At 60.4% G+C, this 22,956-nt stretch carries 23 protein-coding genes and 3 pseudogenes; 12 read left to right on the plus strand and 14 right to left on the minus strand.

Features of this window, described 5'->3' with window-relative positions; translation table 11 throughout:
- Positions 1-66: 66 nt before the first annotated feature.
- The 9 genes and pseudogenes from HWX07_RS03475 (at position 67) to HWX07_RS37150 (ending at position 7,076) form a co-directional block, all read left to right on the plus strand.
- A complete protein-coding gene (locus HWX07_RS03475; RefSeq protein WP_175875185.1) occupies positions 67-792 on the plus strand; it encodes a hypothetical protein in 726 nt (241 codons plus the stop codon).
- 22 nt (positions 793-814) lie between these two features.
- Positions 815-1,372: a hypothetical protein gene (locus HWX07_RS03480; protein ID WP_175875186.1), complete on the plus strand. Its 558-nt coding sequence runs from the start codon at positions 815-817 to the stop codon at positions 1,370-1,372.
- 1,305 nt (positions 1,373-2,677) lie between these two features.
- Positions 2,678-2,968: pseudogene (locus HWX07_RS03485) on the plus strand (DUF72 domain-containing protein); the annotation flags it as partial.
- A 106-nt stretch (positions 2,969-3,074) separates the two neighbouring features.
- A complete protein-coding gene (locus HWX07_RS03490; protein ID WP_244129928.1) occupies positions 3,075-3,710 on the plus strand; it encodes a DarT ssDNA thymidine ADP-ribosyltransferase family protein in 636 nt (211 codons plus the stop codon).
- Between the two features lie 2 nt (positions 3,711-3,712).
- A complete protein-coding gene (locus HWX07_RS03495; RefSeq protein WP_175875187.1) occupies positions 3,713-4,417 on the plus strand; it encodes a hypothetical protein in 705 nt (234 codons plus the stop codon).
- A 16-nt stretch (positions 4,418-4,433) separates the two neighbouring features.
- A pseudogene (locus tag HWX07_RS36895) lies at positions 4,434-4,634 on the plus strand (EexN family lipoprotein); the annotation flags it as partial.
- A gap of 24 nt (positions 4,635-4,658) precedes the next feature.
- Positions 4,659-5,063: a type II secretion system major pseudopilin GspG gene (gene gspG, locus HWX07_RS36900; protein ID WP_347879180.1), complete on the plus strand. Its 405-nt coding sequence runs from the start codon at positions 4,659-4,661 to the stop codon at positions 5,061-5,063.
- A 124-nt stretch (positions 5,064-5,187) separates the two neighbouring features.
- Entirely contained in the window at positions 5,188-5,415 is a 228-nt protein-coding gene (locus tag HWX07_RS37145) for a DUF262 domain-containing protein (protein ID WP_175875189.1), read from the plus strand.
- A gap of 11 nt (positions 5,416-5,426) precedes the next feature.
- Positions 5,427-7,076 carry a DUF262 domain-containing protein gene (locus tag HWX07_RS37150; RefSeq protein WP_347879181.1) on the plus strand — a complete coding sequence of 550 codons (1,650 nt, stop codon included), beginning with the start codon at positions 5,427-5,429 and terminating at the stop codon, positions 7,074-7,076.
- A gap of 120 nt (positions 7,077-7,196) precedes the next feature.
- Here HWX07_RS37150 and HWX07_RS36915 read toward each other — a convergent pair whose 3' ends face one another.
- The 5 genes and pseudogenes from HWX07_RS36915 to HWX07_RS03535 all read right to left on the minus strand — a co-directional run bounded on the left by HWX07_RS36915 (position 7,197) and on the right by HWX07_RS03535 (position 11,030).
- Positions 7,197-7,949, minus strand: coding sequence for a phage antirepressor KilAC domain-containing protein (locus HWX07_RS36915; protein ID WP_175875191.1), 753 nt, complete (start codon positions 7,947-7,949; stop codon positions 7,197-7,199).
- A 169-nt stretch (positions 7,950-8,118) separates the two neighbouring features.
- Entirely contained in the window at positions 8,119-8,283 is a 165-nt protein-coding gene (locus HWX07_RS03520; protein ID WP_175875192.1) for a hypothetical protein, read from the minus strand.
- 179 nt (positions 8,284-8,462) lie between these two features.
- Positions 8,463-8,624, minus strand: a pseudogene (locus HWX07_RS03525) (RNase H family protein); the annotation flags it as partial.
- 1,077 nt (positions 8,625-9,701) lie between these two features.
- Entirely contained in the window at positions 9,702-10,373 is a 672-nt protein-coding gene (locus HWX07_RS03530) for a hypothetical protein (protein WP_175875194.1), read from the minus strand.
- 54 nt (positions 10,374-10,427) lie between these two features.
- On the minus strand, positions 10,428-11,030 hold the full coding sequence (locus HWX07_RS03535; protein WP_175875195.1) for a GIY-YIG nuclease family protein: 603 nt from the start codon (positions 11,028-11,030) through the stop codon (positions 10,428-10,430).
- Positions 11,031-11,674: 644 nt separating this feature from the next.
- On the opposite strand from HWX07_RS03535, the gene ribA reads away from it, so the two are divergent.
- Positions 11,675-12,319 (plus strand): GTP cyclohydrolase II, encoded by a 645-nt coding sequence (ribA, locus tag HWX07_RS03540; protein ID WP_124652145.1) that lies wholly within the window; start codon positions 11,675-11,677, stop codon positions 12,317-12,319.
- Between the two features lie 282 nt (positions 12,320-12,601).
- On the opposite strand, the gene HWX07_RS37250 is transcribed toward ribA, so the two are convergent.
- The gene (locus HWX07_RS37250; RefSeq protein ID WP_175875471.1) at positions 12,602-12,988 is read right to left on the minus strand and encodes a VOC family protein; all 387 of its coding nucleotides are present in this window, start codon (positions 12,986-12,988) and stop codon (positions 12,602-12,604) included.
- Between the two features lie 301 nt (positions 12,989-13,289).
- Here HWX07_RS37250 and HWX07_RS03550 point away from each other — a divergent pair, with 301 nt between their 5' ends.
- Positions 13,290-13,580, plus strand: coding sequence for a hypothetical protein (locus tag HWX07_RS03550; protein WP_077218667.1), 291 nt, complete (start codon positions 13,290-13,292; stop codon positions 13,578-13,580).
- A gap of 205 nt (positions 13,581-13,785) precedes the next feature.
- Here the strand turns inward: HWX07_RS03550 and HWX07_RS03555 are convergent, their stop codons facing one another.
- From HWX07_RS03555 to HWX07_RS03565, 3 genes are all read right to left on the minus strand, one after another.
- Complete coding sequence (locus HWX07_RS03555; protein WP_175875196.1) at positions 13,786-14,550, minus strand: hypothetical protein; 765 nt, start codon at positions 14,548-14,550, stop codon at positions 13,786-13,788.
- A gap of 50 nt (positions 14,551-14,600) precedes the next feature.
- Positions 14,601-15,209 (minus strand): acyl-homoserine-lactone synthase, encoded by a 609-nt coding sequence (locus HWX07_RS03560; RefSeq protein WP_011547407.1) that lies wholly within the window; start codon positions 15,207-15,209, stop codon positions 14,601-14,603.
- 210 nt (positions 15,210-15,419) lie between these two features.
- A complete protein-coding gene (locus HWX07_RS03565) occupies positions 15,420-15,863 on the minus strand; it encodes a DUF4902 domain-containing protein (RefSeq protein WP_175875197.1) in 444 nt (147 codons plus the stop codon).
- A 73-nt stretch (positions 15,864-15,936) separates the two neighbouring features.
- Here HWX07_RS03565 and HWX07_RS03570 point away from each other — a divergent pair, with 73 nt between their 5' ends.
- Positions 15,937-16,656, plus strand: coding sequence for an autoinducer binding domain-containing protein (locus HWX07_RS03570; RefSeq protein ID WP_011547409.1), 720 nt, complete (start codon positions 15,937-15,939; stop codon positions 16,654-16,656).
- A gap of 38 nt (positions 16,657-16,694) precedes the next feature.
- Here HWX07_RS03570 and HWX07_RS03575 read toward each other — a convergent pair whose 3' ends face one another.
- The 5 genes from HWX07_RS03575 to HWX07_RS03595 form a co-directional block, all read right to left on the minus strand.
- On the minus strand, positions 16,695-17,402 hold the full coding sequence (locus tag HWX07_RS03575) for an MgtC/SapB family protein (RefSeq protein ID WP_006483946.1): 708 nt from the start codon (positions 17,400-17,402) through the stop codon (positions 16,695-16,697).
- Positions 17,403-17,707: 305 nt separating this feature from the next.
- A complete protein-coding gene (locus tag HWX07_RS03580; protein ID WP_175875198.1) occupies positions 17,708-19,252 on the minus strand; it encodes a TolC family protein in 1,545 nt (514 codons plus the stop codon).
- Positions 19,239-21,305: an FUSC family protein gene (locus HWX07_RS03585; protein ID WP_175875199.1), complete on the minus strand. Its 2,067-nt coding sequence runs from the start codon at positions 21,303-21,305 to the stop codon at positions 19,239-19,241. The genes HWX07_RS03580 and HWX07_RS03585 overlap by 14 nt, the downstream gene beginning before the upstream one ends.
- The gene (mdtN, locus tag HWX07_RS03590; protein ID WP_175769609.1) at positions 21,286-22,335 is read right to left on the minus strand and encodes a multidrug transporter subunit MdtN; all 1,050 of its coding nucleotides are present in this window, start codon (positions 22,333-22,335) and stop codon (positions 21,286-21,288) included. Before mdtN ends, HWX07_RS03585 begins: the two co-directional genes overlap by 20 nt.
- Complete coding sequence (locus HWX07_RS03595; protein ID WP_175875200.1) at positions 22,332-22,625, minus strand: hypothetical protein; 294 nt, start codon at positions 22,623-22,625, stop codon at positions 22,332-22,334. The genes mdtN and HWX07_RS03595 overlap by 4 nt, the downstream gene beginning before the upstream one ends.
- Between the last annotated feature and the right edge of the window lie 331 nt (positions 22,626-22,956).

Below are 22,956 nucleotides of genomic sequence, written 5' to 3' on the forward strand. Positions count from 1 at the left end.
CCATCCGAGATGTGTCATGATAGTGGATAGAGGTGACCGTTCGAATTCAGGGAATCGGAGACGAGGATGATGGGACGCTCCACCAAGAATCAGAAAAAGCAAGAGCAGGAAAGACGTGTGTTTGAAATGTTCGCACGCGATTTCGAACTGCCTGCCGGGGAAATCCTCTATGGCGACAAGCCCGATGTCGTCATAAATGGGCAGCGTAGGATTGGCATCGAAATTACAGACTTGTACCTTGCCGATGGAAACGATCCAGACAGCGAGCAGGTGCAGCGACGGCACCGTGACGCAGCAGTCCAGCAAGCGCAAGCACTGTATCTCGAAGCGGGCGGGCGCTCGACAGAGCTTCATTTCGCCTTCGATTTCGACAAACCTATCCGTAAGATTGAGCCGCTTGCAAAGGCAATCGCGGAGCTAGGGCTTCGTATCGAAAGCGGACCGTCCGGCAACGTTCCTGATGACATGCTCGAACACATTCCTGAATTGACTTGGGCATACTGGAACGGTCGAGAATATCCTGATGCCAGATGGCGGGTTACGCAAAGCTATGCTACGCCCTTACTCTCGCTGCCACGCGTCGAAAAGGCTATAGCCGAAAAGACGGTACTGGCGAAGGAATACCAAGAGTGTGACGCGTATTGGCTGTTGGTGGTCGTAAATTTCTGGAACCCGGCATCCGATCAGGACATTTCTTGGCCGGAAGCAGCGACAGTTCACGCAGGGGCCTTCGAACGAATCCTGCTCTACAGGACGCACTTTGCGCCTTTCCAAGTGCCGATGCGGCGATAACGTAGGCAGACCGGGGACGTATGTGCTCGCAAATTATGAGCCGACCGCGCCGGATGCAAAACGGATGTTCGAGCGTGTTCTCAACGGTCGCAAGCCTCATCAGGCATGGCTTTGTTCGCAGCTTGGCATATCCGACACCGACTATGTCCGATGGCTGCGGATGTTGTTCATGCTCTTTGTGGAATCGGGGGAGGGGGGGCTCTCTATGCTAGAGAGCATGGTGAAAGCAGTGTTTGAGCGAAAGAGCCATGCTGCGGCAGTCATGGTGTGTAGCTATGGCGAAGCACGATGCCTACTATCTGATCGTGGTTTCAGTCAATTTACAGATCGGCAGGACCAGATCGGCTTAGAGTTTAATCTTCGCCACAACGCTTTTATTCGTTACCTGTTTGCCGATCACGCTGGGTTGGTTCCTAACGCGCCACGCGAACTAATTGAGTGCCATCAGAAACAGAACCATCCGGTCCAGCTTTACTATCGCGTAGACGATCTCGAATGTCTACGAGCGTTTAACCGGAACGCAATCTACTTTTGCCATAGTCGCGTATTCTGTTCGTCCCGCGAAGAAATTCTTCTCTAGGAGCGCCACCCGCGTAATCAGGTCGAGGCCCTTACTCGGGTGGTTGTCCTCCTTGTGTTGCATAGCGGCGTTTCAGCGCTTGCATCTAAGGTCCTGCAGGGCGGAACTGATTCATGCGGTCTGACGCTGTGTGTTTGGTCTAGTCCAGCCTTATCACCTCACTCCGGGAGTATCGGCACCATGCAACGCCAACAATGCAGACGCGACAAAGCCGCCACCTATTTCTAGGTGAGCGACTGAGGCTCATCACGCACAGGCGCGACCTGCCGGGGGCCTAAACTGCGCAGGCCCGTTTAGTTCACTTGACGCCTAGCATCACAGTGCTAGACTGCAAACGTCATTACAAGAAAAGCTGGTAACGATGCTTGGCCTAGGGCGATCGACCTCTCACAGTTTTCGCCCTAATCTGCTTAGCGCAGATGTAGCCACGCCAAGATCATGTAGTTCACAGCGATTGCGAAGTACAAGAACGACGGATGAAGCGAGTGCATGTCGCACCTCCATGCTCAGGTTTGAACAAGCCGCCGACTCGACCAGGAGTTTGGCGGCTTCACTTTATGTAGCGGTGCTTCCTGCTACATGAATTCATCCTAAACCCTTTCTTATTTTTTTTCACGAACTCTACGTATGAGTTCGTCATTCTCGACAATACTGCGCGGTGATAGAGGGAGACTGTGGTATGCCTACCCGTTGGGCTGCAACGCTTCCCAGCCTCTGTATCTGCCTCGCGTCGATTGGGATCATGACTCCCTCGATGACGTGGAACATGTTGTCGAGATTGCACATTTGCTCCTCGACTTAGCGCCCGCAACGTCATCGTTTTCCCGCCGTCGTCCTTCATGAGCAGTCCGAGCGTGTCCGTTCTCGAAGATTGGTTGCGGTGGCCTACTCTCCGTCAACGTCAACGTCAACGTCAACGTCGGGTCATTGCTGTTCTCGATGATCATGTTCTCAGCGACTATCGGTCACGCGAATCCAATGTGCTGCCGGCACTATCGAGTGCTCGGGTGAATTAAGTGAATTCATAATAGTCCGCTTCACGCTCCCGAACCTGTCGATCCGCATCCGCCGGCCGCAGACCTGCGCCAAGGTCAAATCCCGATGGCTTAACGAATTCAGGCCCAGCCACGTTGCGGGGCCTTTTCATTTCGGTACGTTGGCATACCGGGTCGGCCGTGCGAATTGATGCGCGAGCCGGTCGCAAGCTTCCGTCGTCAGATTGTCCAGACCGATTGCGCAGGCCCAGAACGCGCAACCGGCGCGTGGCCGCGCAATGACGCTTTCAAACTTCGGATGTTTGCATATGGCGTGACGAAGCGTGCACATACGGTCTGGGAGGTGACTTCCCCGGAATTGGTGATTGTGCGGCTGCATGGCCGCAACGTTTCGGCCTGGAGCGGGGCAGAGTCAGTGGCCGAACGGTTCAATTACGAGTATGGGGAGGACGAGCTACGCGAGCTTGCACGACCCATCGCGGAAATCGCGGGGTGTTCGGCCAATACTCATGTGACGTTCAACAACTGCTATCGGGATGTGGCGCAGCGCAACGCAGGGACGATGATGGAGCTACTAGGCGCGACAAGGGATGTGGGGTGATTTTGCGGAGGCCGAAGAACGTGACTCTCAGGTAGCAAGCTTGTCAACTGAGGTATATTAGGTGCTGAAAGCAAAAATATTCAGACCAAATATGCTCGGGGGCATGATGGTGGCAAGAACAATACAAGAGTTTTCGACGGAACGAGAAATCCCGTATTTGTTACATTTCACCAGACTATCCAACCTCCAATCCATCCTTACGCACGGGTTGGTATGCCGTGATAGGTTGGATGGGAGGAATATTGTTGGCACCGTGAACGATCATCATAGGATCGACGGCACGGATGCCGTATGTGTGTCAATCGGTTTTCCCAACTACAGAATGTTCTACCCGTGCCGGTGCGACCATCCAGACGAGGAATGGGTCGTAATCGTTATCCGATCCTCTGCGCTTTGGAAGTTGCCATGCGCTTTCTGTACCGAGAACGCAGCAGCCGCCCGAGTCACAGCTATCCCGCTGCATCAGCGAACCGGACTCGCTGCATTTCGAGCCATGTACGATGACTTTGACGATAAAATTCGTGCCAATCTGAATTTGAAGAACTACATGCCGACCAATCCGCAGGCGGAGGTACTGATGCTGGAAGGTGTACCGGTGGAGTACATCGCGGGCGTTGCCGTGCGAAATAGCGTAATGAAGGCTCAGCTTGAGGCACTGCATCCGGGTCTCAAAGTGTGGAGCCATGACGTTTTTTATTCGGCCCGCAGCGACTACGCGCACTGGAAGCCACAGCAAGCATAGACATGGCTACACGCCCGATATTCACCCCGTCCCTTAGTGGCCCCTTGCTCGTCTCGACGGAGCTTGTGGAGTTCCAATGGTTTCCTGGCATGGCAAAAAGCCAAGCTCAGAAGTCAATTGAGTCACTTCATCAGGTGGCGAAGGAACGACTGCACGTCGATAGAGTGTTGGAAATATCCAGCAAGTCCAAGGACGATTACGGCGTCAAGCTGAGTGCGTTTAATCTTATGATTAGAACGCCACGTCGCCAATACAGTCTTGAGTGTGCCTATCAAGCCAGCAAGGTATTTGAGCGTGGCGGCCCCTTCACGGACCTGCTAAATGCCAAGTCAATTGATGCGAAGCGCGATCCGCGCCTTACACAGTTCGGCAGACTGATTAAATTTCAGTGGTACGGCACGGACTGGCCGCTCCAACCCCGAACTGCATTCTATGACTGGCTTTATATCAACGCTTTGCACAGGCAACCTGAACTTGCTGAGATTGTTTTGACTTACCGCGCGTTCTCTGACATTGCGTTTAACCCCGAACGCTCGATCAACTGTCAGGCGTACGCCGCTGCACTTTATGTATCATTGTATGAGCGTGGGCTGTTGAAAGACGAGATTTTGAAAAATCAGGACGAGTATCTGCGTGTGATAAACACGGGTGCGGTCAGTAACGCGCACGAAAACACCCTTCGAAATAGATCTCTACTTGATGAGTAGAACAACGGGGATGTTCATGAATATCAGACCAATCGTGGCAGTGAGCTTGCTGTCGATCACGCTTACTGCTTGTGGCCCAACGCATGTGTCCGGACTGGATCGAGTCGTCAAGGTTGAAGAGTTCGACCAGCAACTTGACCTTAGAAGGCGCGTAATGGCCGAATGCAATTCGAATCCCGGTCAGTTGAAAGACGATCCGAATTGCATCAATGCGAATGCGTCTCAGGACAAAGCTGAAAAGCTGCGCGCAGAAGAACAGCAGAAAGCGGCAATGGCTCTTGTGGCCGGGGTGGCTGCGATGGCAGCGAACCCTAGTGCAATGCGGCAGGACGAAGCGCGCCGCATAGCTGCACGGCAAGACATTGGTGTTTTCCTACAGGCACTTAAGCTTTACCGCCTCGACAATGGACGTTATCCGTCGCAAGAGCAGGGACTCGCCGCACTGGTTCATAAGCCGACCATTGACCCCGTCCCGAACAACTGGAAGGACGGGGGCTACATCGAGCGCCTGCCGAACGATCCGTGGGGCAATTCCTACAAGTATCTGAATCCGGGCGCGCACGGAGAGATTGACGTGTCCAGCTACGGCGCGGATGGCAAGGAAGGCGGCGAAGGCAACGACGCTGGCATAGGTTCGTGGCAGTAGGCCATCCATGTCGCGAGGCGATCCCTTCATTCCTTTCCTGCTGCCTATTGGAATCGTGGAGTGCCCCTGTATCGACAGGGGCGAATGCCGCTGCTCATATATCAATCGTTGACTGGACTCCGCAATGGACTCACGTACCTTTAGCATTCAGCAAATTTACCAAGACAGACGCCAGTACCGGGTTCCGTTCTACCAACGACCCTATGTGTGGAACCGCGAAGACCAATGGGGAAGGTTATGGGAAGACATTCGTGATAAGGCTGAAGCGCGTCTAGCTGGCGACAAGGTTGTTCCGCACTTCATGGGGGCGGTTGTACTGGAGCCACAGAAAAAACAGGTCTGGTTGGCGTAGAGCGTCATCACATCATCGATGGGCAGCAGCGTCTAACCACGATGCAATATGTACTAGCTGCGCTGGTGCATGCCTTGCGCGAATGGGACCAACTCACCTTCCTGCCAATCGTTGAAGGATGCTTGCATAACTCCAATCCCGAAACAATGGAGGATCGGGAGGTTGAAGTCTTTAAGCTGTGGCCGACTTTTCGCGACCGCGATCAATATGTTCAGGCGATGACTGCCGAGTCGTTGGTACAGTTGCGCGAGCGCTTTCCCAGTAGCTTCACTCAGTCAGGCAGTCTCCGAAAGATTGGTGTCGATCACCCGCCGGCACTGGAGGCCATTGTCTTCTTTCTCAGTGCTATGACCGACTGGGCGCGGGAACAATCAGAAGCAAAGCCCGCAGATATTGCCGTTGCGTTGGCCACTGCTGTTCTGACCGATCTGTCCATCGTATGCATCTCGTTAGGCGAAGAGGACGACGCTCAAGTGATCTTTGAGACACTCAACGGGCACGGTGCTGAACTGCATGCGACAGACCTTATTCGTAATTTCATCTTCATGCGGGCAGGAGGAAACGCAGATGACCTCTATGCGAATCTCTGGTGCCAGTTTGAATCGCCTTTGTGGTCCGAGCCGCAATCACGTGGCCGATTAAACCGCCCTCGGTTGGAGTGGTTCGTACAAACAGCCGTCCAGGCTGAGACGGGCGATGAGATCGACATTGGACGCCTTTACACGGGATATCGTCGCTTCGTGGACGGTTCACCAGAGCTGCGTGGGGCTTCGGCACAACTGGACATGCTAAACAAGCATGCAGAGCACTATCGCGCCTTGGTTACCGGGACGGGTGATACTCCTATCGGTGTGTTTGGGCGACGGATTGGGGTCTGGGATGCTTCGCCAACCCACGCTCTGGCACTGAGAGTGGCGGCTTCGGCGCTGTCGGTGGACGAGCAGCGGGAGTTCTATGAATGCATCGAATCGTATCTAGTCCGTCGTGCCATCTGCGGGTTGACCCGAAAAAGTTACAACAAGGTGTTCGCTCAGCAATTGAAGAAGCTTCAGGCCGGTCAATTGGGGGTTGCTGCATTTCGTGCGGCGTTGGCCGAGCCGAGCGGAGAGGCGTCAAGGTGGCCGCGCGACGAGGAATTTCGCCGTCATTGGTTGGAGGGCGACGCGTATCCCGGGCGATTGGATGCCGCTAAGCTTCGGTCGCTCTTTCATCGGTTGGAAACAGCGCTGCGCTCTGAGCGTAGCGAGGAACGGGTACCGCTAGCACTAGATACGCTAGATATCGATCATATTCTGCCGCAGAGTTGGTCCAGCTATTGGCCGCTGCCCGATGGCACAAGCGTCTCGACCAATGACGTGCATGAAGCGCGAATTCTCCAGTTCGTGCCGGACAATCTTGACAAGCGTTCTACGGCCATTCTTGCCCGTGAGCGGGCGGTGCCGCAGTTGGGTAATCTCACTTTGGTTCATTACGGTGTAAATCGATCACTACAGAACAGTGCCTATGCAGAAAAGCGTCAAGCATTGTTCGAGCATTCGAATCTACAACTCAATCGCGAGTTGATGCAACTCCAGCAGTGGGACGAGGTTGCTATTGCGAATCGCGGCGAAAAGCTGTTTGAGGTGGCGCGGGTGCTGTGGGGCGGTCCTGCATCACTCTAATAAGTGAGCAGCCGCCCCAAAAAGTGGAGCGGCTGTCTTCTCATATCTCGGGGTCGTCATAAGTGTTTGTGAGGGATTTTTGAGTATGGAGACGCATTCCTCATTGCGCTACTTTGACGATTAAACAAATTTCCTAAGGGGGCGCGGCAGGGTTTCGATATACTTCGAGTACCACGTCGTCAGCGCCTGCATTCCCGAACCCGTCGCCATAACCTTGCGATTAATTTTTACTTCGCCATCTGGGGTAGTCCACGTTGATTGCACGACCGCAAGCAACCCGTTATTTACGTATTTCTGCATTGGCAAGCCGCTATCCTTGCGAAGAATTTCGCAATCCTTCAGGGCGCGGCGCAAGTTGATATGTCCAATGGGCTTGATCTTTGATAGCGTTTTTGCAACTTCGTCAAAGGTCAGCAGGTCATCTGACGCCCGCATAGCTTCCGCAAACTGCACATCCGGTTTGTGATACTCGATCACCTTGGCTTGTTCTTGATTCTCGTTTTCGAGCGCTGCGCGCTGTTCCTCCAAGTCTGCGGCCAATCGAAGCGCTTCCCCAAGTGTTTGCGGAATCTGGAAAGTAGATTTTGCCGCCTGAGTCTCCAACTCCTGCCAGCGGTCAACGAGACGCGCCGTAAATTCAGGCGATAGCTGCGCGACCACCACGATACTGTCGCGCTTGCCTTGCTCGCCGCGAAACACATATTCAACAGAGGGACGGCCCCTGGTTGCCTTTTCCTGCATTGCAGGTAAAGCAATTACGCCCCGTTCGGTTAGGCGCTCGATAGCTACGCGCACGTTGTCGTGTCGTGATCCAACCAAGTCCGCGATTTCGCGTGATGACATGGTGACGGTCTGCGTCTGGTCGAAATTCATTAGACCATTGCTCATAATGTACTCTCTCCAAAAATATTTGGGAAATCTGTAAATCTGGGTGTGCGCTATGCTAGTTTCGGCAGAACACTAATAATTGCGGCGAGCAGGGCAGTCGCGATTACTGCGGACAGCGCCAGATTGCCCGCAGGGTGTTGGCGAATTTGTTTCATCATTGTTGATCCCGTTTTTCAGATTCAGCCAATTCCCGGCGCAGTGCTGCACGTGTCAGGCGAACAATGCTCGTATCGCGTTCCGCTGCGAGCTCTTTAATCGATGCGTGCATTTCTGCCGGCACCTCAACGATGATTCGCGCCAATTTTCTTTCTTGAAGCATGGTGAATTTCCTTGTTGGATTGTTCTTGAAAAATCTATTTACTTTTCCTGTTCTTAAATTGAGTGTTGATCGTCGGAAATTAGTTGCGTCATTTGAAGAATGAAGTTGCGTATATCGCAAAAGTCTAAATAATCGGGAGTAAACAAAGAAAAACCCCGCTGGATCGCTCCGAGCGGGGTTTAATTAATGTACGGCTGCATAGCACTTGCGGCGAGTCTGTCGGCACGTTCGTTCTCTGCATGGCCGTGGTGGCCGCGCACCCATTGCCATTTAACGGCGTGGACGGCATAAAGAGCCTCTAGGCACTGCAACAGATCGACGTTGAGAGCCGGCTTACCAGCCACCGGGGTAGATTTCCACGGGGGTCATAGGTATTTCCTGATTATTCGGATTGGCTGAACAATTTTCCTTTCAGGCAATCGGACCTGCGCGCTACGCGCTTGTGTCCGTAGCTCGCGCCCGCTGCGCGGTCACGAAACCGCCTTCAGTATTTATAAAGAAAAACAGGATATAGAAAGATGCGGGTTATATTCTGCTGTAGGTGGGAAGTCCGGACGAACCTATCCCAAGGGACAGTCTAAAAAACCTTCCCTTAGGAGTTCATCCAGGCTTCCCACTTACAGCATATACTCATGCGATTAAACATGTCTGCCATAGTATGGGTCCCGCCGGAATCATAGCCGTAAGTGTCCACGCTATGACTTAGTGAGAGTTACCCTAACACAAGGATACCGCTACCGGCCTCACTCAACACAGGCCCGGGCCAACCGCTGAGACTTAACATGAACTCTGAACCGTCATGTGTTACTCAATCTCGTTGAACATACGAAATCTGCATTCCTATCGCCGCCGGGACGTTTGTAGCTACCAAGTACGCCCGTTAGTTTTTAGCACCGCCCCAAGTGGTTATTGTTCGGTCCCCCGAACGGTGCCTAGTCAGAGAACAATTTTGTGCTGTCTTCTCGCCGGATGGTTACGGTCCCGCACGTTCGCTGACTCAAGATATTCATTGGTCGAATTTAATTTCCGGTCGCCCATCGAATTAATTTTTCCTACCCTGTTCGATCAAATTGGGTTGCGTGCGGCTAATTTCGGGGTGTTGGCTGGCACAACCTGCAAAAAGTTTACCTATGCTGCTCGGATTGTTCGCTCGAGTCTTGTTAATATGGGGCTGAAGAATTCATTGATTTTTTATGGCGAACAATCTTTTCGTCGCACCACGCGAACCCGTTGGAGTGCCTGAAAAGGGCTGAAAAAATAACCCTTACTTGTTTGATCGGAGGCAGGGCGTATAATGCAAAATCCCTGCCGCATTTGCATCTGCGTGGAGCAAGTGCACTCAGGGCTGTAAAATAGAAAGGCCCGCGCTCCAATATAGAGGGCGGGGCTTTCAGCCGGTCAGTTTGTAGATTGGGCTATCAGCGAGTACATGCGCCGTCTACGACCCATTCTTGCGGTGCGCCATTAGCCGACACGCGGAGATAGATAGTAGAGCGTTCGAAGATCGTGAGCGATTCGCCTTTGGTATAGTGCTTCACGATATTGCCGGGTCCCGCTTCATTATACGAGGTGCAGATTTTTGCTGTTACCGGCAATGTTTGACCAACAGCGACCGGAATGGGTTTTTTAGGGTGCGTGTATCCGTATTCACGGGTGAGTCGATCCAAACCACCCTGTAGCGCGTTACGGGAGTTGTTCGATTTCATTTCCGCACGGTTGACTTGCCCGAACGGCATCGTTGTTTCTACCCACTCATACGCCGTCACGTGAACGTCTGAGCCGTTTGAATCGAGTACAAATCGAATTCTGTCTACGGGCGTAGTGCTGTACGAATTGCCTAGGAGCAATTGAGCAAAGACGGCTTGCTGACCTTCTAGCGTCCTGCTGCAAACAACCATGTTCGGATTTGTTTCAGTGACCATCCCACCGACCGTGGAGCATCGGGCAATCAACAGATTTTGTACATCCGCAAGCGTTGTACCTTCGAAGGTCGTTTCTGGATAACCCGACGTAGTTTCCGTCATCAATGCTTGCTGTGTGGCGCAGCCAAACAGAAACGGCAGTGTTGCAGTAGCAAGTTTTAGTCTCATAGGTTCCCCGTTATTTTTGATTTCTTGTTTGTGTTGTTGTTTGTGCTTTGCTTGCTACGACCAGCAGTTACAATCTGCACCGCATCCGGGCGGGGTAAGGCACTCAGACGAAACGGGAGGGCTGCTCAAGTCCATAGGCTGATATGGAATTCTATCTCCCCCGTTAATCAGGCGATTGTTCTCCCAAGATTCGATAACCCCAATGTCGCGCTCGCTACAGTGATAGCAATACATGTACATGGAATAATTTTCGTAAAGGAAGCTGCGCAGTAATTCTCTTAATTCATATGGGTCAACATAAAACCATTCGGACAATTGGCCGGACTCGATGTGGACTATTCGTTGGTAACGCTGCCAAAGCATCTGTTTGGCCGCATCTTCAATTTCATGAATCTTCGTTGCGCTAACGCCCTCTTTAATTTTGAAGGCGTAAAATAGGGTGTAAAATGGATTTTGAGGGCTACTCGCTCTTGTTCCAAGTTCGCCAGTGGTTAGCCCAATTTTGGCTCTGCCGGGACGTTCAAGGTCAACCCCGATGTAGATCCATCCGACAACGGAGTTTTGCTGTCGCTGCCTCTCCCACTCAACTTGAGACGATTTAAAATCATCATAGTCGTACTCGTTGAATTCATCTTTCCAATATTTATTTATGGTCACTTTCCACGCTCCAAGTCGAGGCACGGCGCTACCCGCAACTCTCGGAGTCTAGCGCGAAATGGTGGAGGTAGCACAAAGCCTCATATAGCCGCAGGCCACGGTAGGGCACAAAGGAGGCGACCGTACGGTAACTCCTTGTCACGAACCAAATTCAGGATGACAGCGAAGTCTGCTACGTCGCCAAAGTAAACTTTTGGGTATATGAAGCCTCAATACCTGACGCGCTCGACCCCATCGCTCTGACGCCGATCCCCTTTGAGCAGATCAAGCGCGGCACGCGCGAACGCCCAGAGCTGGTGGCACAGGTTGTTTCCATCCTCCAACGCGACCTAGCCATTGCGACCCAGCTTGCTAGGCGTGCTCCTAGCGTACTGAACGCGCCGGTACATCCGGCGATTAGACAGGCCCTAATTGACCTTGCAGCGGACGTCATAAAGCAGGGCGCGCGGACCCGGCGGAGCCCGCGGTACATGCCAGTCCGGAAGAGGTTCGTGAGGTCGCACACGACATCTTACGGCGGCTGGGGCGGTGAAGTATCAAGAAAGTGGCAGTGCGGTAAACTGCGCTTAGTGACGGTCTGTTTTGTTGTACTTACGCGACAACTTACGCGGCGGACCAAAGAAACTTCACCAAATCAATTACTTATGAAAGATTCAGGTTTGCCCACGCCGGGCAATGGCCAGGCCGACGAGTGCGTGACGCTCGTCGCCACGGCGTCGCTGCCCACGCGCTACGGTACGTTCACGTCATACGCGTTTCGCGTATCGGGCAGCGATGCCGAACATCTCGCGCTCGTGATGGGCGACGTGACGGGCGAACAGTCCGTGCTGACCCGGCTGCATTCCGAATGCCTGACCGGTGACGTGTTCGGCTCGTACCGCTGCGATTGCGGCGAGCAACTCGATCTCGCGTTGCGTTACATCGCGGCCGAAGACCGCGGCGTGCTGCTGTATCTGCGCGGCCATGAAGGCCGCGGCATCGGCCTGAGCAACAAGATCCGCGCATACGCGCTGCAGGAGCAGGGGCGTGACACCGTGGAGGCGAACCTCGATCTCGGCTTGCCCGACGACGCCCGCGAATACGACTCGGCTGCTGCGATCCTGCGCATCCTTGGCGTGACGTCGGTGCGGCTGATGAGCAACAATCCGAAGAAGTTCGATACGCTTGTGAAGCATGGCATTCCTGTCTGCGAACGCGTGGCGCTCGCGGTGCCCGTGCGTGAGGAAAACGAACGGTATATCCGCACGAAGCAGACGAAGTTCGGGCATTACTTCGAAGAAAACGAGTAACCCGAGCGGGCGGCGCTAGCGCCTGTTTCTCGTCATCTGTTGTTCCGATCGTCGCCGGTACACGCGACGATCGCGATTTCCTTCCCCTCATGCGTTCCAGTGCCGCGCTTGTGACGTCAACTGCGTTGGGCGTGGCATTCGTCCTTCCGTACTCCCGTAACGATCACGCCATCGAATCGATATCGAAAACCTGACGCTGCATCGTTGGCGACCGGCGAGTGCGGATGTGCTACCGCCGGCGGCAGCCACCCCGGCGTGTAACGCCTCACGCACGTCTGCCCATCAGCGCCACGTGCCATTCTGCAAAACGATCCGGTAACCGTCGGCATCCTCGAAGGTCTGACCTGATATTTCCCAGTACGGATTGAACGACGTCACCGGCATGAAGCCATGTACGGTCGCACGCTCGCAGGCGGCTTCCCATTCCGGCCGATCGGGCAGGTAGAACACGATCAGGTCCTCGGGCGTCGGTGACGGTGCGATCGGATGGTCAGGGCAGTGCGTGAACTCGAAGTGATAGTCGAGGTCTTCGCGTCCGAGCATCACGCCGGAAAAGCCGTCGTGATCGTCGAAGCGCGCCAGTACCGACAGATCGAGGGCGTCGCGATACATGCGTTCGGTGCGGGCGAGGTTGTTGACCGGGCGGGCAATGCGCAGATGGGCGTGCAAGATGACCTCGACGGGAAGTGGCGGGCCGATCAATGATAAGCCGGTCGATCGCGATTGGGCGAGGCGAGCGGATCGTGTTTCGGGCGATACTGGCCGTATCGAACGATATCGATTCGGCCCGGCCAAACGAATCGAATTGTGTCGAGCCTTGTCTCGCGAAAGAAAAACATGACGCATTTCGATCCAGTGTGCGCACTCCGCATCACAGCGGCTACCCATCGGCAAGACCTTCGCATTCATGCGTTCGGCGGCGCTTGCCGCACGACGTGCGGGCACGCGCATGCCGGTAGGGAACTGACGAATGGGTAAGCCCGATCTGCGCCGGCCGGTTGCCGGACCTTACCGCCAGTCGCGATGGGCAGCCGGGCTGGAGGCCGCGTTCGGATGGGTGGCAAAGGGGACGTTGGTGCTGGCCGGCCTGGCGATGGTCGCGTTGGCGGCGCTGACGGGCGACGTCGGTGCCCTGACGGACCTGCCGACGACCAGGAAGGGCTGGCTGTACCTGCTGCTGGCGCTTGTCGTCGCGGTCGCGCTGATATTTGCGATACACCACTACTGGCTGCGACCGACTGGTATGCGTCCAGCAGGCTAGCCGGACGGGGAGGGTGATGTGGCCCCGTAAATCATTTGGGCAATAAAAAAGCCCGCTACTGTGAGCGGGCTGAATCCATGTTTGGAGACATGGAGGAGACAGACGTAAATTTAAGGGAAAACCCGGACGTTTGCAAGCCCTCGTTGCATCCGCGCAACTTGCCGCCGCGCAGACCGCCTTGTGGCGGCGCACGGCACGGCCTCATTCACATGCCGGCGGCCCGTGCGTGCGCCGCAACCGCGCCGAACCGCTCCTGCGCGACGGGCAGCGCGTATTTGCTGCGCATCTCCGTCTCGATCCACGCGCATGCCTCGCGCGCGCAGTCGGTCAATGCGTGCCGCGTCGCATGCCCGTCGATGTCGTAGACGAAACGCACGCCGACCTCGTCATCGTCAACCTGCCGTTCGAGCTGATTAAGCTGCAGTTGCGGCCCGTGCTGTTGCGACAGCGCCCGCAATTCGTCGAAGTGATATTCGAGCCAGTCCGCGAAGAACAGCGCGTCGCTATGGCTGGGCAGGCGGAAGGCCGCGCTGCGCGACGGGCGCGCCGCGGTTTCGGCCGCCGCCGCATGCGGTTCGCCGCCGGTGGCGACGGGCAGGGCGACCGGCGCGAGCGGGTGCCGAATCTGGCGGTACGGCTCGCGGTCGCGCAATGCGTGCCATAGCAATTCGTCGCCGGCGGCGCCGGACGGCTGCATCGTCAGGTCGTGGCGGCCGCCCCCGGCCGGCGCGATGTCGCGGATCACGAGGCGCAGCGAGCACAGCGGCTCGTCCGCGACCAGCAGCGTTGCCGGGCGCGGCAGCCCGCACACGAGCGGCGCGGCGCCGACGGCACGAAACACGAGCCCGCGGCGGTCGAGCCGCACGAGCGGCAACGGCCTGGGAAACGACGGATACGCGACCGCGATGCGGGCGCCGCCGGCGCTCGTCAACCCGGGCATCATCGCGCGAAAGACCTGAGACTGATCCACGTTGGTTCTCCTTCGTTACGATGCCGCCCGGATGGAACGCGCGTTCCAGCTCAGGCGGCGATAGCTTGCCGGGTAGTCTGCCCCGGCTCTATTCCTAGCGCAGCAAACGTTTGCGGATCGATGTCGATCCAGCACGCGACCACCAGACGCCCATCTACCTGCTTCGGCGGGCCTGCGCGGTGCGCGTGTATGCCGATCCGGCGGAACAGCCGCTCCATGCTCGCGAACGTCACGCCGATCAGCTGCCGCGCGCCGAGCTGCGCCGCGCACTCGACGACGGCCGCGAGCATCGGACGCACGGCCCACTCCGCGTTGCCGGAGCCGCCTTCGTCGTCGGTCGCCGCGAATCGGGACAACTCCCAGACGGCGGCCGATTGCGGCAGCGGCATGTCCTCGGCGACCAGGTCGGCGAACAGCGACTTCAGCAGATACGGGCGCGTCGTCGGCAGCAGGCGCGCACATCCGCACATGTCGCCGTCGGCGTTTCGCGCGAACACGTAGACGGTATCGTCGCGATCGAACTGGTCACGCTCGAAACTTTCGTTCGCCGACGGGAGCGCCCAACCGAGCTGTTCGACGAACACACGGCGCCGATAGCGCCCGAGATCCGCCGCGAGTTCGTGTGGCAACCGCCCTTCCTCGTGAACGAAGGTCTGCATGGATGTCCTCGGATCTGTGCTTTTATATGCGTGCATTACAGCGCGCGGCACGAGGAGCCTGTAACTGGTAACTCTTACAGGGTGGCGACGTAAAGACGCCGTTCGGGACGTGGTAACGGTTTCTTGATCGACGGGATTGAAAACCGGGCGGCTTTTATTTATAAAGAGCGCCAGTCTGGCAAAATCGTCGGAAGAATGCGCGGCCGGTTGTCACTGGAGCGTGGGGCCGGCATGATAGGCGTCGTTGTGCCCGAGCAGGGCCGACGCGACCGCGGCAGGCCAGTCGATCGCGGCGAGTCGCGCGGCGAGCGCGGCGGCCGTGCGGAACATGCCGATGTCGGCGCCCTTGGCGTCGATGGCCATCACGTTGCTGCGGACGTCGCCGCCCGCGATCACGAACGTGCCCGTCGCGCGTTCGAGGTACCAGTCCCAGCCGACCGTCACGTAGGCGACGCCGGCACCGGGCGGGCGATGCCATTCGGTATAGCCGGCGAGGCGGGCGTCGATCGCGTTGTCGCGCAGTTCGGCCAGCAGCGACGGATCGAGGCCGCTCGCGACATGGTCGAGCGCGAGTGCGGCCAGTGCGCCTTCTGACAGGCGTACGTAGCCGTCCGGGGACGGGCCGGGGACAGGGTGCAGCAAGGGTGAAGTCATGCGCGGAATGTATCAGCCTCGAACGGGTGCTGGAACCTGACAAGTATGACAGCGTGACGTTGTCGGAGAACGAATGGAACTGCGCTGGCAGGATGCCTACCAACAATTCAGCGCCGCGGAAGACGAGCAGCAGCTCTTCCAGCGGATCGCCGCCTATTCCAAGCGGCTCGGATTCGAATACTGCTGTTACGGCATTCGCGTACCGCTGCCCGTTTCGAAGCCCGCGGTCGCGATCTTCAATACCTATCCGGACGGCTGGATGGCGCACTATCAGGCGCAGAACTACATCGAGATCGACTCGACGGTTCGCGACGGCGCGCTCAGCACCAACATGATCGTCTGGCCGGACGTCGACCGGATCGACCCGTGCCCGCTGTGGCAGGACGCGCGCGATTTCGGGCTGTCGGTGGGCGTCGCGCAATCGAGCTGGGCGGCGCGCGGCGCGTTCGGCCTGCTGAGCATCGCCCGCCATGCCGACCGGCTGACGCCGGCCGAGATCAACATGCTGACGCTGCAGACCAACTGGCTCGCGAACCTGTCGCATTCGCTGATGAGCCGCTTCATGGTGCCGAAGCTGTCGCCGGCGGCGGGCGTCACGCTGACCGCGCGCGAGCGCGAGGTGCTGTGCTGGACGGCCGAGGGCAAGACCGCGTGCGAAATCGGCCAGATCCTCAGCATCTCGGAGCGGACGGTCAACTTCCACGTGAACAACATCCTCGAGAAGCTCGGCGCGACCAACAAGGTGCAGGCGGTCGTCAAGGCGATCTCGGCGGGGCTCATCGAAACACCTTGACGCGACGGCGGCGCCGGAGGCGGCGGCCGCCACGCGGCTCACTCCATCATCGGCTCCGCTTCCTTCGCGGTCCAGCTCACGCTGGAAATGCTTTTCTCCATGCTCATCCGGCTCGCGATCTGCTCGAGCTTCTGCTGATCCTTCGGATGCAGCTTCAACGTCGCGGTGACCTTCAGCCGGTCCGGCTGGTCGGGCACGTCCTCGCTCGTGAGGCTCTGGAACGACAGCGGCTTCGCATACATCGCGTTCGACAGCAGCGTGCGGATGTGCACTTCGTCGGCGGCAAGGCAGATCACGGTGATCTGGTATTCGCGCACGAGATCGGCATTGGAGACGGGCGTCGCGTTGATGGCCTGGCTGACGCCGCGCAGCACCGTATTGGTGAGCAGCACGACGCCGGTACCGGCGAGCGCGGGCACGTAGTGGCCGGAGCCGGCCAGTACGCCGACGGCGGCCGAGCACCACAGCGTCGCGGCCGTGTTGATGCCCTGGATCGAGCCCTTGTCGCGCATGATCACGCCGCCGCCGAGAAAGCCGACACCCGACACGACATACGCGGCGATCTGCGTGACGCCCGCGACGCCGTTGCCGGTCAGCACGCCGAGCGTGACGAACAGGCACGCGCCGCTCGCGACGAGCGTGATGGTGCGCAGGCCGGCCGTGCGCTGGCGCATCTGGCGCTCGAGGCCGATGGCGACGCCGCAGGCGAACGCGGTGAAAAGGCGAAGTGCGAAATCGAAAGTCATGGTTGTCCTGCCGTGCAAGAAGCGCATGCCGGCACGCGCCGCCGCGGCGCAAGGCCGAAGGCGACGCGGCGCTAGCCGTCATCGCGCGGTACTGTACCGCGCGAATGCGTCATTCAGTGTGAAACGGGTGAGCGTGCGGCTCGCGGAACGCGAGCCGGGGCAGGAGAACTGCGGCGGACAGGCGTTCAGGCGGCAAGCGGCGCACGCAACGGAGTGCTGCAACTGTCCACGATGGTTCCTGAAGGAAGAATGGGCGGCATTCTAGTGGGCGGCGCGCGCCTGCGTCAACCGCCTTGCGGCCGGCGCTACTGCGCCGAGCCGATCGTCCCGGTCGCGAGCGCGAGCGCGGCGGCGGCCGACAATGCGCCGGCATAGCTGTCGACCTCCGCGTTGCGCGCGGCGAGCAACTGGCTTTGCGCGATCGTCGCGTCGGTGACCGAGCCGACGCCGTTCCGGTACGCGATCAGCGCCGCGTCGTAGCTCGTTTGCGCGGCATCGACGAGCGCCTTCGCGGCGTCGTGCGACGCGAGGCTCGTCTGCACCGCGTTCTGCGCGGCGACGACTTGGCGCACCGCTTCCTCCTTGGTCCGCGTGAGGCGCGCGGATGCGCTTTCCGCGTCGTTGCGTGCCTGCATCAGCACGGCCGAGCGCAGGCCGCCGTCGTACAGCGGGATCGTCACGCCGAGGAACACGCCGCCGCCGTAGCGGCTGCCGTTCAGGTTGACGGTCGGCGCCTGGTCGCCGATCGCCGGCAGCGCGGAAATGGACGTGCCGCCGCTCGCATACGACGTCGACGCGGACAGGAAGATCTTCGGCATGAACGCGGCTTGAGCCGCCTTGATCTTCGCGCGGTTGGCTTTTTCGACCGCGAACGCGCCCTGCAGGTCGGGGCGGCGCGCGATCGCGTCCGACACGATCGCGTCGACCGACGAACCGAGCGCGGGCGGCAGCGGCCGCTTCGGCAGCGCGGCGATGGTCGGCTTTGACAGCGGCGAGATGCCCAGCGCGGAGACGAGGGCGAGGTAACTGTCGCTCTCGGCGCCGTTCGCCTGCACGAGCGCGAGGTTCGCCTGCGCGCGGTTCTGCGTCGCCTGCGCGAGCTCGACGACCGTGCCGACGCCGTGCTTGAGCCGTGCGCGGGACGCCGCGAGGATCGCATCCGCGTTCGTGAGCCCCTGTTGCGCGCTGAGCGCGCGCGAGCGGGCGGCTTCGTAGCGGTAGTACGAGACCGTGACGTCGTGAATCACCTGCTGGTGCACGGCCGTGAACGCGACGTTCGACGCGATCGATGCCTGTTCGGCCGCTTCGACGCGCGCCGCGCGGCCGCCGAAATCGAACAGCAGCCATTGCAGCGACAGCGCCGAAATCGTGCCGTGCGCGGTGGTGTTGCTGGATGAATCGCCGAGGATCGTCGACGTCGAGCCGTGGTTCGCCTGGTACGCACCCATCGCCGTCGCCGACAGGCGCGGGAGATAGGCGGACTTGGCGAGGCCCACCGCGAGCGCTGCGTTGCGCGCGTCGTTCCATGCGATGCGGGTCAGCGGATTGGCCGATTCGGCGAGATCGATCAGCTCGGGCAGCGTGTACGCATGCGCGGCGTCGAGCGCGGCCGGCGGCGACACCGACGCGAGTGCCGGCGAGGCAGGCAGCGTGTAGTCATGCGCACCTTGCGCGGATGCGCGCGGCGGCGCCGCCACGATGTCGCCCGCGGCGGACGTTTGCGGCTGCCACGGGCGGTCGGACGCCTCCGGCGCCAGATCGATCGACGACGTCGCGCAGCCTGTCAGCGCGACGGCGGTCGCGAGCACGGTGGCGACGATCGCGGCGGCCGGCGGTTCAGGTAGGCGCATGAGGGGCAGGCTCCTTCGGTGTGGCTTGACGGGCGGCGTCGGCGATCTGCGCGAGCCGCGTGTCGATCAGGTTCAGCAGCGCATCGCGCGCGGGGTCGGTGCGGGCGGCGCTCGATGGTGGCGTCGGAGCGGGCGTGCGGGGTGTTGTTTCGTCGTCGCCCCGTTCAGTGACGCGCGAGAGTTGCGCGCCGATTGCCGCGTCTCCCGGCCTGCGTTCGGCGAGCAGGAACAGCGGGCCTTCGATCGCGCCGAGTTCCGCGAGCGCGCGCCGCCGGGTGGCGAGCCACGTCGCGGCCGGCCGCACCCACGACGGCTCGTAATGGACCAGGCCGAGCTCCTGCGAGATCGCGCCGTGGCGGGCGAACGCTTCGGCGGCCAATGCGCGCCGTTCGGCCGGCTGCGCGATCTGCGCGATGCGTCGCCACTGGTCGAGCAGCGCGGCGAACGCGACGTCGATCTGCTTGCCGATGCTGACCGGCCAGATGCGCGTGAACACCAGATACACGACGACGTTGCCGAGCAGGATGCCGATCGTGCGGTCGCGCGCGATCGTCAGGTCGAAGCCGGGGCCGGCGCCCTGGATCACGCACAGGAAAAACGCGAACGCGACCTGGAAGCCCGCATACGCGATGCGCGGCGAGCCGAACGCGATCCACGCGGACAGCCACGCGCCGGCGAACACCAGCGCCATCAGGTGGCCGACCGACGACAGCGCCGGCACGACGAACACGAGCGCGGCGGTGCCGAGCAATGCGCCGATGATGCAGCCGAAGATCCGCAGCGTGAGCTTTTCGACCGTTTCGGCCGTCGAGCCGAGCGACACGATGTAGCAGGTGACGACGCAGGTATGAATGCCCGACCAGTCGAGCTGCGAGTACAGCAGGTAGCAGAAGATCGCCGCGGCGGTCGTCTTCAGCGCATAGCGGATGTGGTCGGGATTGGTGCGTGCGTCGGGCAGGAAGAAGCCGCCGCGTGGCACCGGTGCCGGCGCGGCGACGGGTGCTTCGGGCGTGGCTGCAGCGGCGGCGGGCGTTGCGTCGGCCGAAGCCACCGCCGTTGCATCGGCCGTCGGCGCCGTCGCGCCCGGCTCCGCGAAATGCGTGATCGCTGCCTGGAGATCGGTCGCGGCGATGCGCGCGAGTGGCGGCAGCGCGTCGACGGGCGGCAGCGCGAGCGTCACGTCGACCGGGTAGCCGCCGCGCTCCAGAATGGCGGCCATGTCGTCGAGCGTCGCGGCGATGGGCGTGGCGAACGCATCGGGCAGCCGCGCGTCCGGCTCGCGATCGGCCAGCGCGACGCCGACCATCAGCGCGGTGCTCGACGCGACGGCCTGCCGCAGCGCCGCGAAGTCGGCGGCGCTCGACGAGCCTTCGAGCTTCGACAGCTTGAGCCACGTGAGGAGCTGCTTGTCGCCTTCGCGCAGGCTCGCGTCGAACGCGGCGCGGGCGTCGTCGTCGCCGCGCAGTCGCCGTGCGGCGAGCCGCAGCCGCTTCGCGAGCTGCGCGTGCGCGAGCTTGCGCGGTGACGGCGCGATCAGCAGGTTGACGACGATGGCCACGCCGACGGGGATCGCGATCGTCAACCAGATGTACAGCAGCGCGCGGGTGGCGGCTTCGCCGAACGGTGCGAGGCCGAGCTGGTCGAGCCCGAAGCCGACGATCATCGCGAGGATCGCGCCCACCGGGCGCAGCTTGCTCGCGGAAGTCAGGTACAGGAGGGCGACCGACAGCACGGCCATGCACGCGACCCGCAGGATCGAATAGTCGATGCTGAAGATCGCGATGCCGAGCACGAGCCCGATCACGATCGTGACGATCAGCAGCAGCGCGGCCGCGAGCACGACGCTCGTCACGCGGTCCGCGCGGATCATGAAGAACACGACGTACGCGGACAATGCGGCTTCGGGCGTGCCGTACGCGGCCGTCACGAACGCGGTCAGCGCGCAGATCAGCGCGACGCGCACGGCGATCGCCGCGCGCCCCGGAAACGGCGCGAGCAGCCGCAGGACTTCGCGCGGGCCCGGCGCGCGAACGTCAGCGGCAGGCTGAGCCATGCCGGACCTCGACGATCGCGCTTGCGCCGACACGCACGAGCTTGCCGTCGGGTTCGTCGAGCTTCACGCGCACGGGGAAGCGCTGCGCGACGTGCACCCAGTTCACCGAGCGCTGCACGATCGGCAGCGAGCGCGGCAGGTTGATGCGATCGCTGTCCGCGATGCCGGCGCCGATGCCGACGACCTTGCCCGTGAGCGGGCGGTCGCGGTCGATCATCGAGTAGACGGTCGCGCAGTCGCCGACCGCGATGCGATTGAGCGACGTCTCGCGGAAATTGCCCACCGCGAACCATTCGCTCGCGTCGATCAGCGTGAAGATCGACTGGTTCGGCGCGAGGGTTTCGCCGGGCAGCACGCTCAGGCCCGTCACGAGCCCGTTGTGCGGCGCGCGCACGACCGTATCGTCGAGCGCATGCTGCGCGCGGGCCAGCGCGGCTTCGCGCGCATGCAGCGTCGCGATCGCGTCGGCGTCGTCGCCGATCGTCTGCGCGGACGCGCGCTGTTGCTCCTGCGCCTGCGCGAGCGACACGGACGCGTCGCGCTGGCGCACCTTCGCCTGGTCGAACTGTTGTGCGCTGACGTAGCCCTGCGCGGCGAGCGGCGCGAGCCGGTTCACGTCGCGCGTCGCGAGCTCGTAGTTCTGCGTCGCGCGCTTGACCTGCTCGGCGGCGACCGACGCATTCGAGCGCTCGCCGATCAGCGAGCGGCGGCGCGTGTCGAGCGACGCGCGCGCGAGTTCGAGGTCGGCCTGCGCCTGCGCGACGGTCAGCCGGTACGGCACGGGATCGATCACGTACAGCAGGTCGCCTTTCGCAACGCGCTGGTTTTCATGCACGGCGAGCTGCACGATGCGACCGCCGACCGGCGACGCGACGTGCACGACGTCCGCGTCGATCGACGCGTCGTCGGTGGACGGGTAGGCCGTCGTGCGGTGGTACGCGTACGCAAGCGCCGCGATGCCGAGCGCGACGATCGCGAGCGCGATCACGCGGCCTTTGACGGAGGGGCGGGCGATGCCGGCGGCCTTCATGCGAACGGCCCCGTGCCGGTGAGCCAGACGATCACGGCGACCACGAGCCCGATCGCGGTGCAGACGGCGAGCTGGTAGGGCACCGTCGCGGCCCAGCCGGTCGCGACGAACACGCGATGCGCGATGATTGCGCCGACGACGCCGACGATCGCGCTGACGAGCCACAGCGGGAAGTACGCGCCGAACAGCACGTAGGACGGTGCGCCGCGCGATGCGCAGCCCGTGAGCGGCAGGGCTGGCGCCAGCACGGCGGCGACGCGCAAGGGCACGCGCGGCGTTGTTTTTCTCATGGTGTGACGAGCTCGACGTTGGGGTGGGATGCCGGGCGCGGCGCAATGCGAATCGTCGCGACCGGGCGGGCCGCGACGACGATTCCGGGATACGGAGCCGATCATAAATCAGCCCGATGCGGATCGCCAGCGATCCGGCATGCGTTTACGGCACGGGTCGTGGCTGGCCGGGGCCGCGCCGTCGCTCATGCCGGACGGTCCGGCAGTGCGTGTCGGCAGCGATGATCGGGCCGCCGCGAGTCTGCCAGCACCCGCTCGCGTAGGGTTGCTAACGGACTGTCAAGGATCGTCAGACGGAAAGCGCGCAGTGGAATTTGCCCGGCCGACGCAG

It is taken from the genome of Burkholderia sp. BCC0097 (assembly GCF_902832985.1).
GTDB classification, from domain to species: Bacteria; Pseudomonadota; Gammaproteobacteria; order Burkholderiales; family Burkholderiaceae; genus Burkholderia; species Burkholderia orbicola.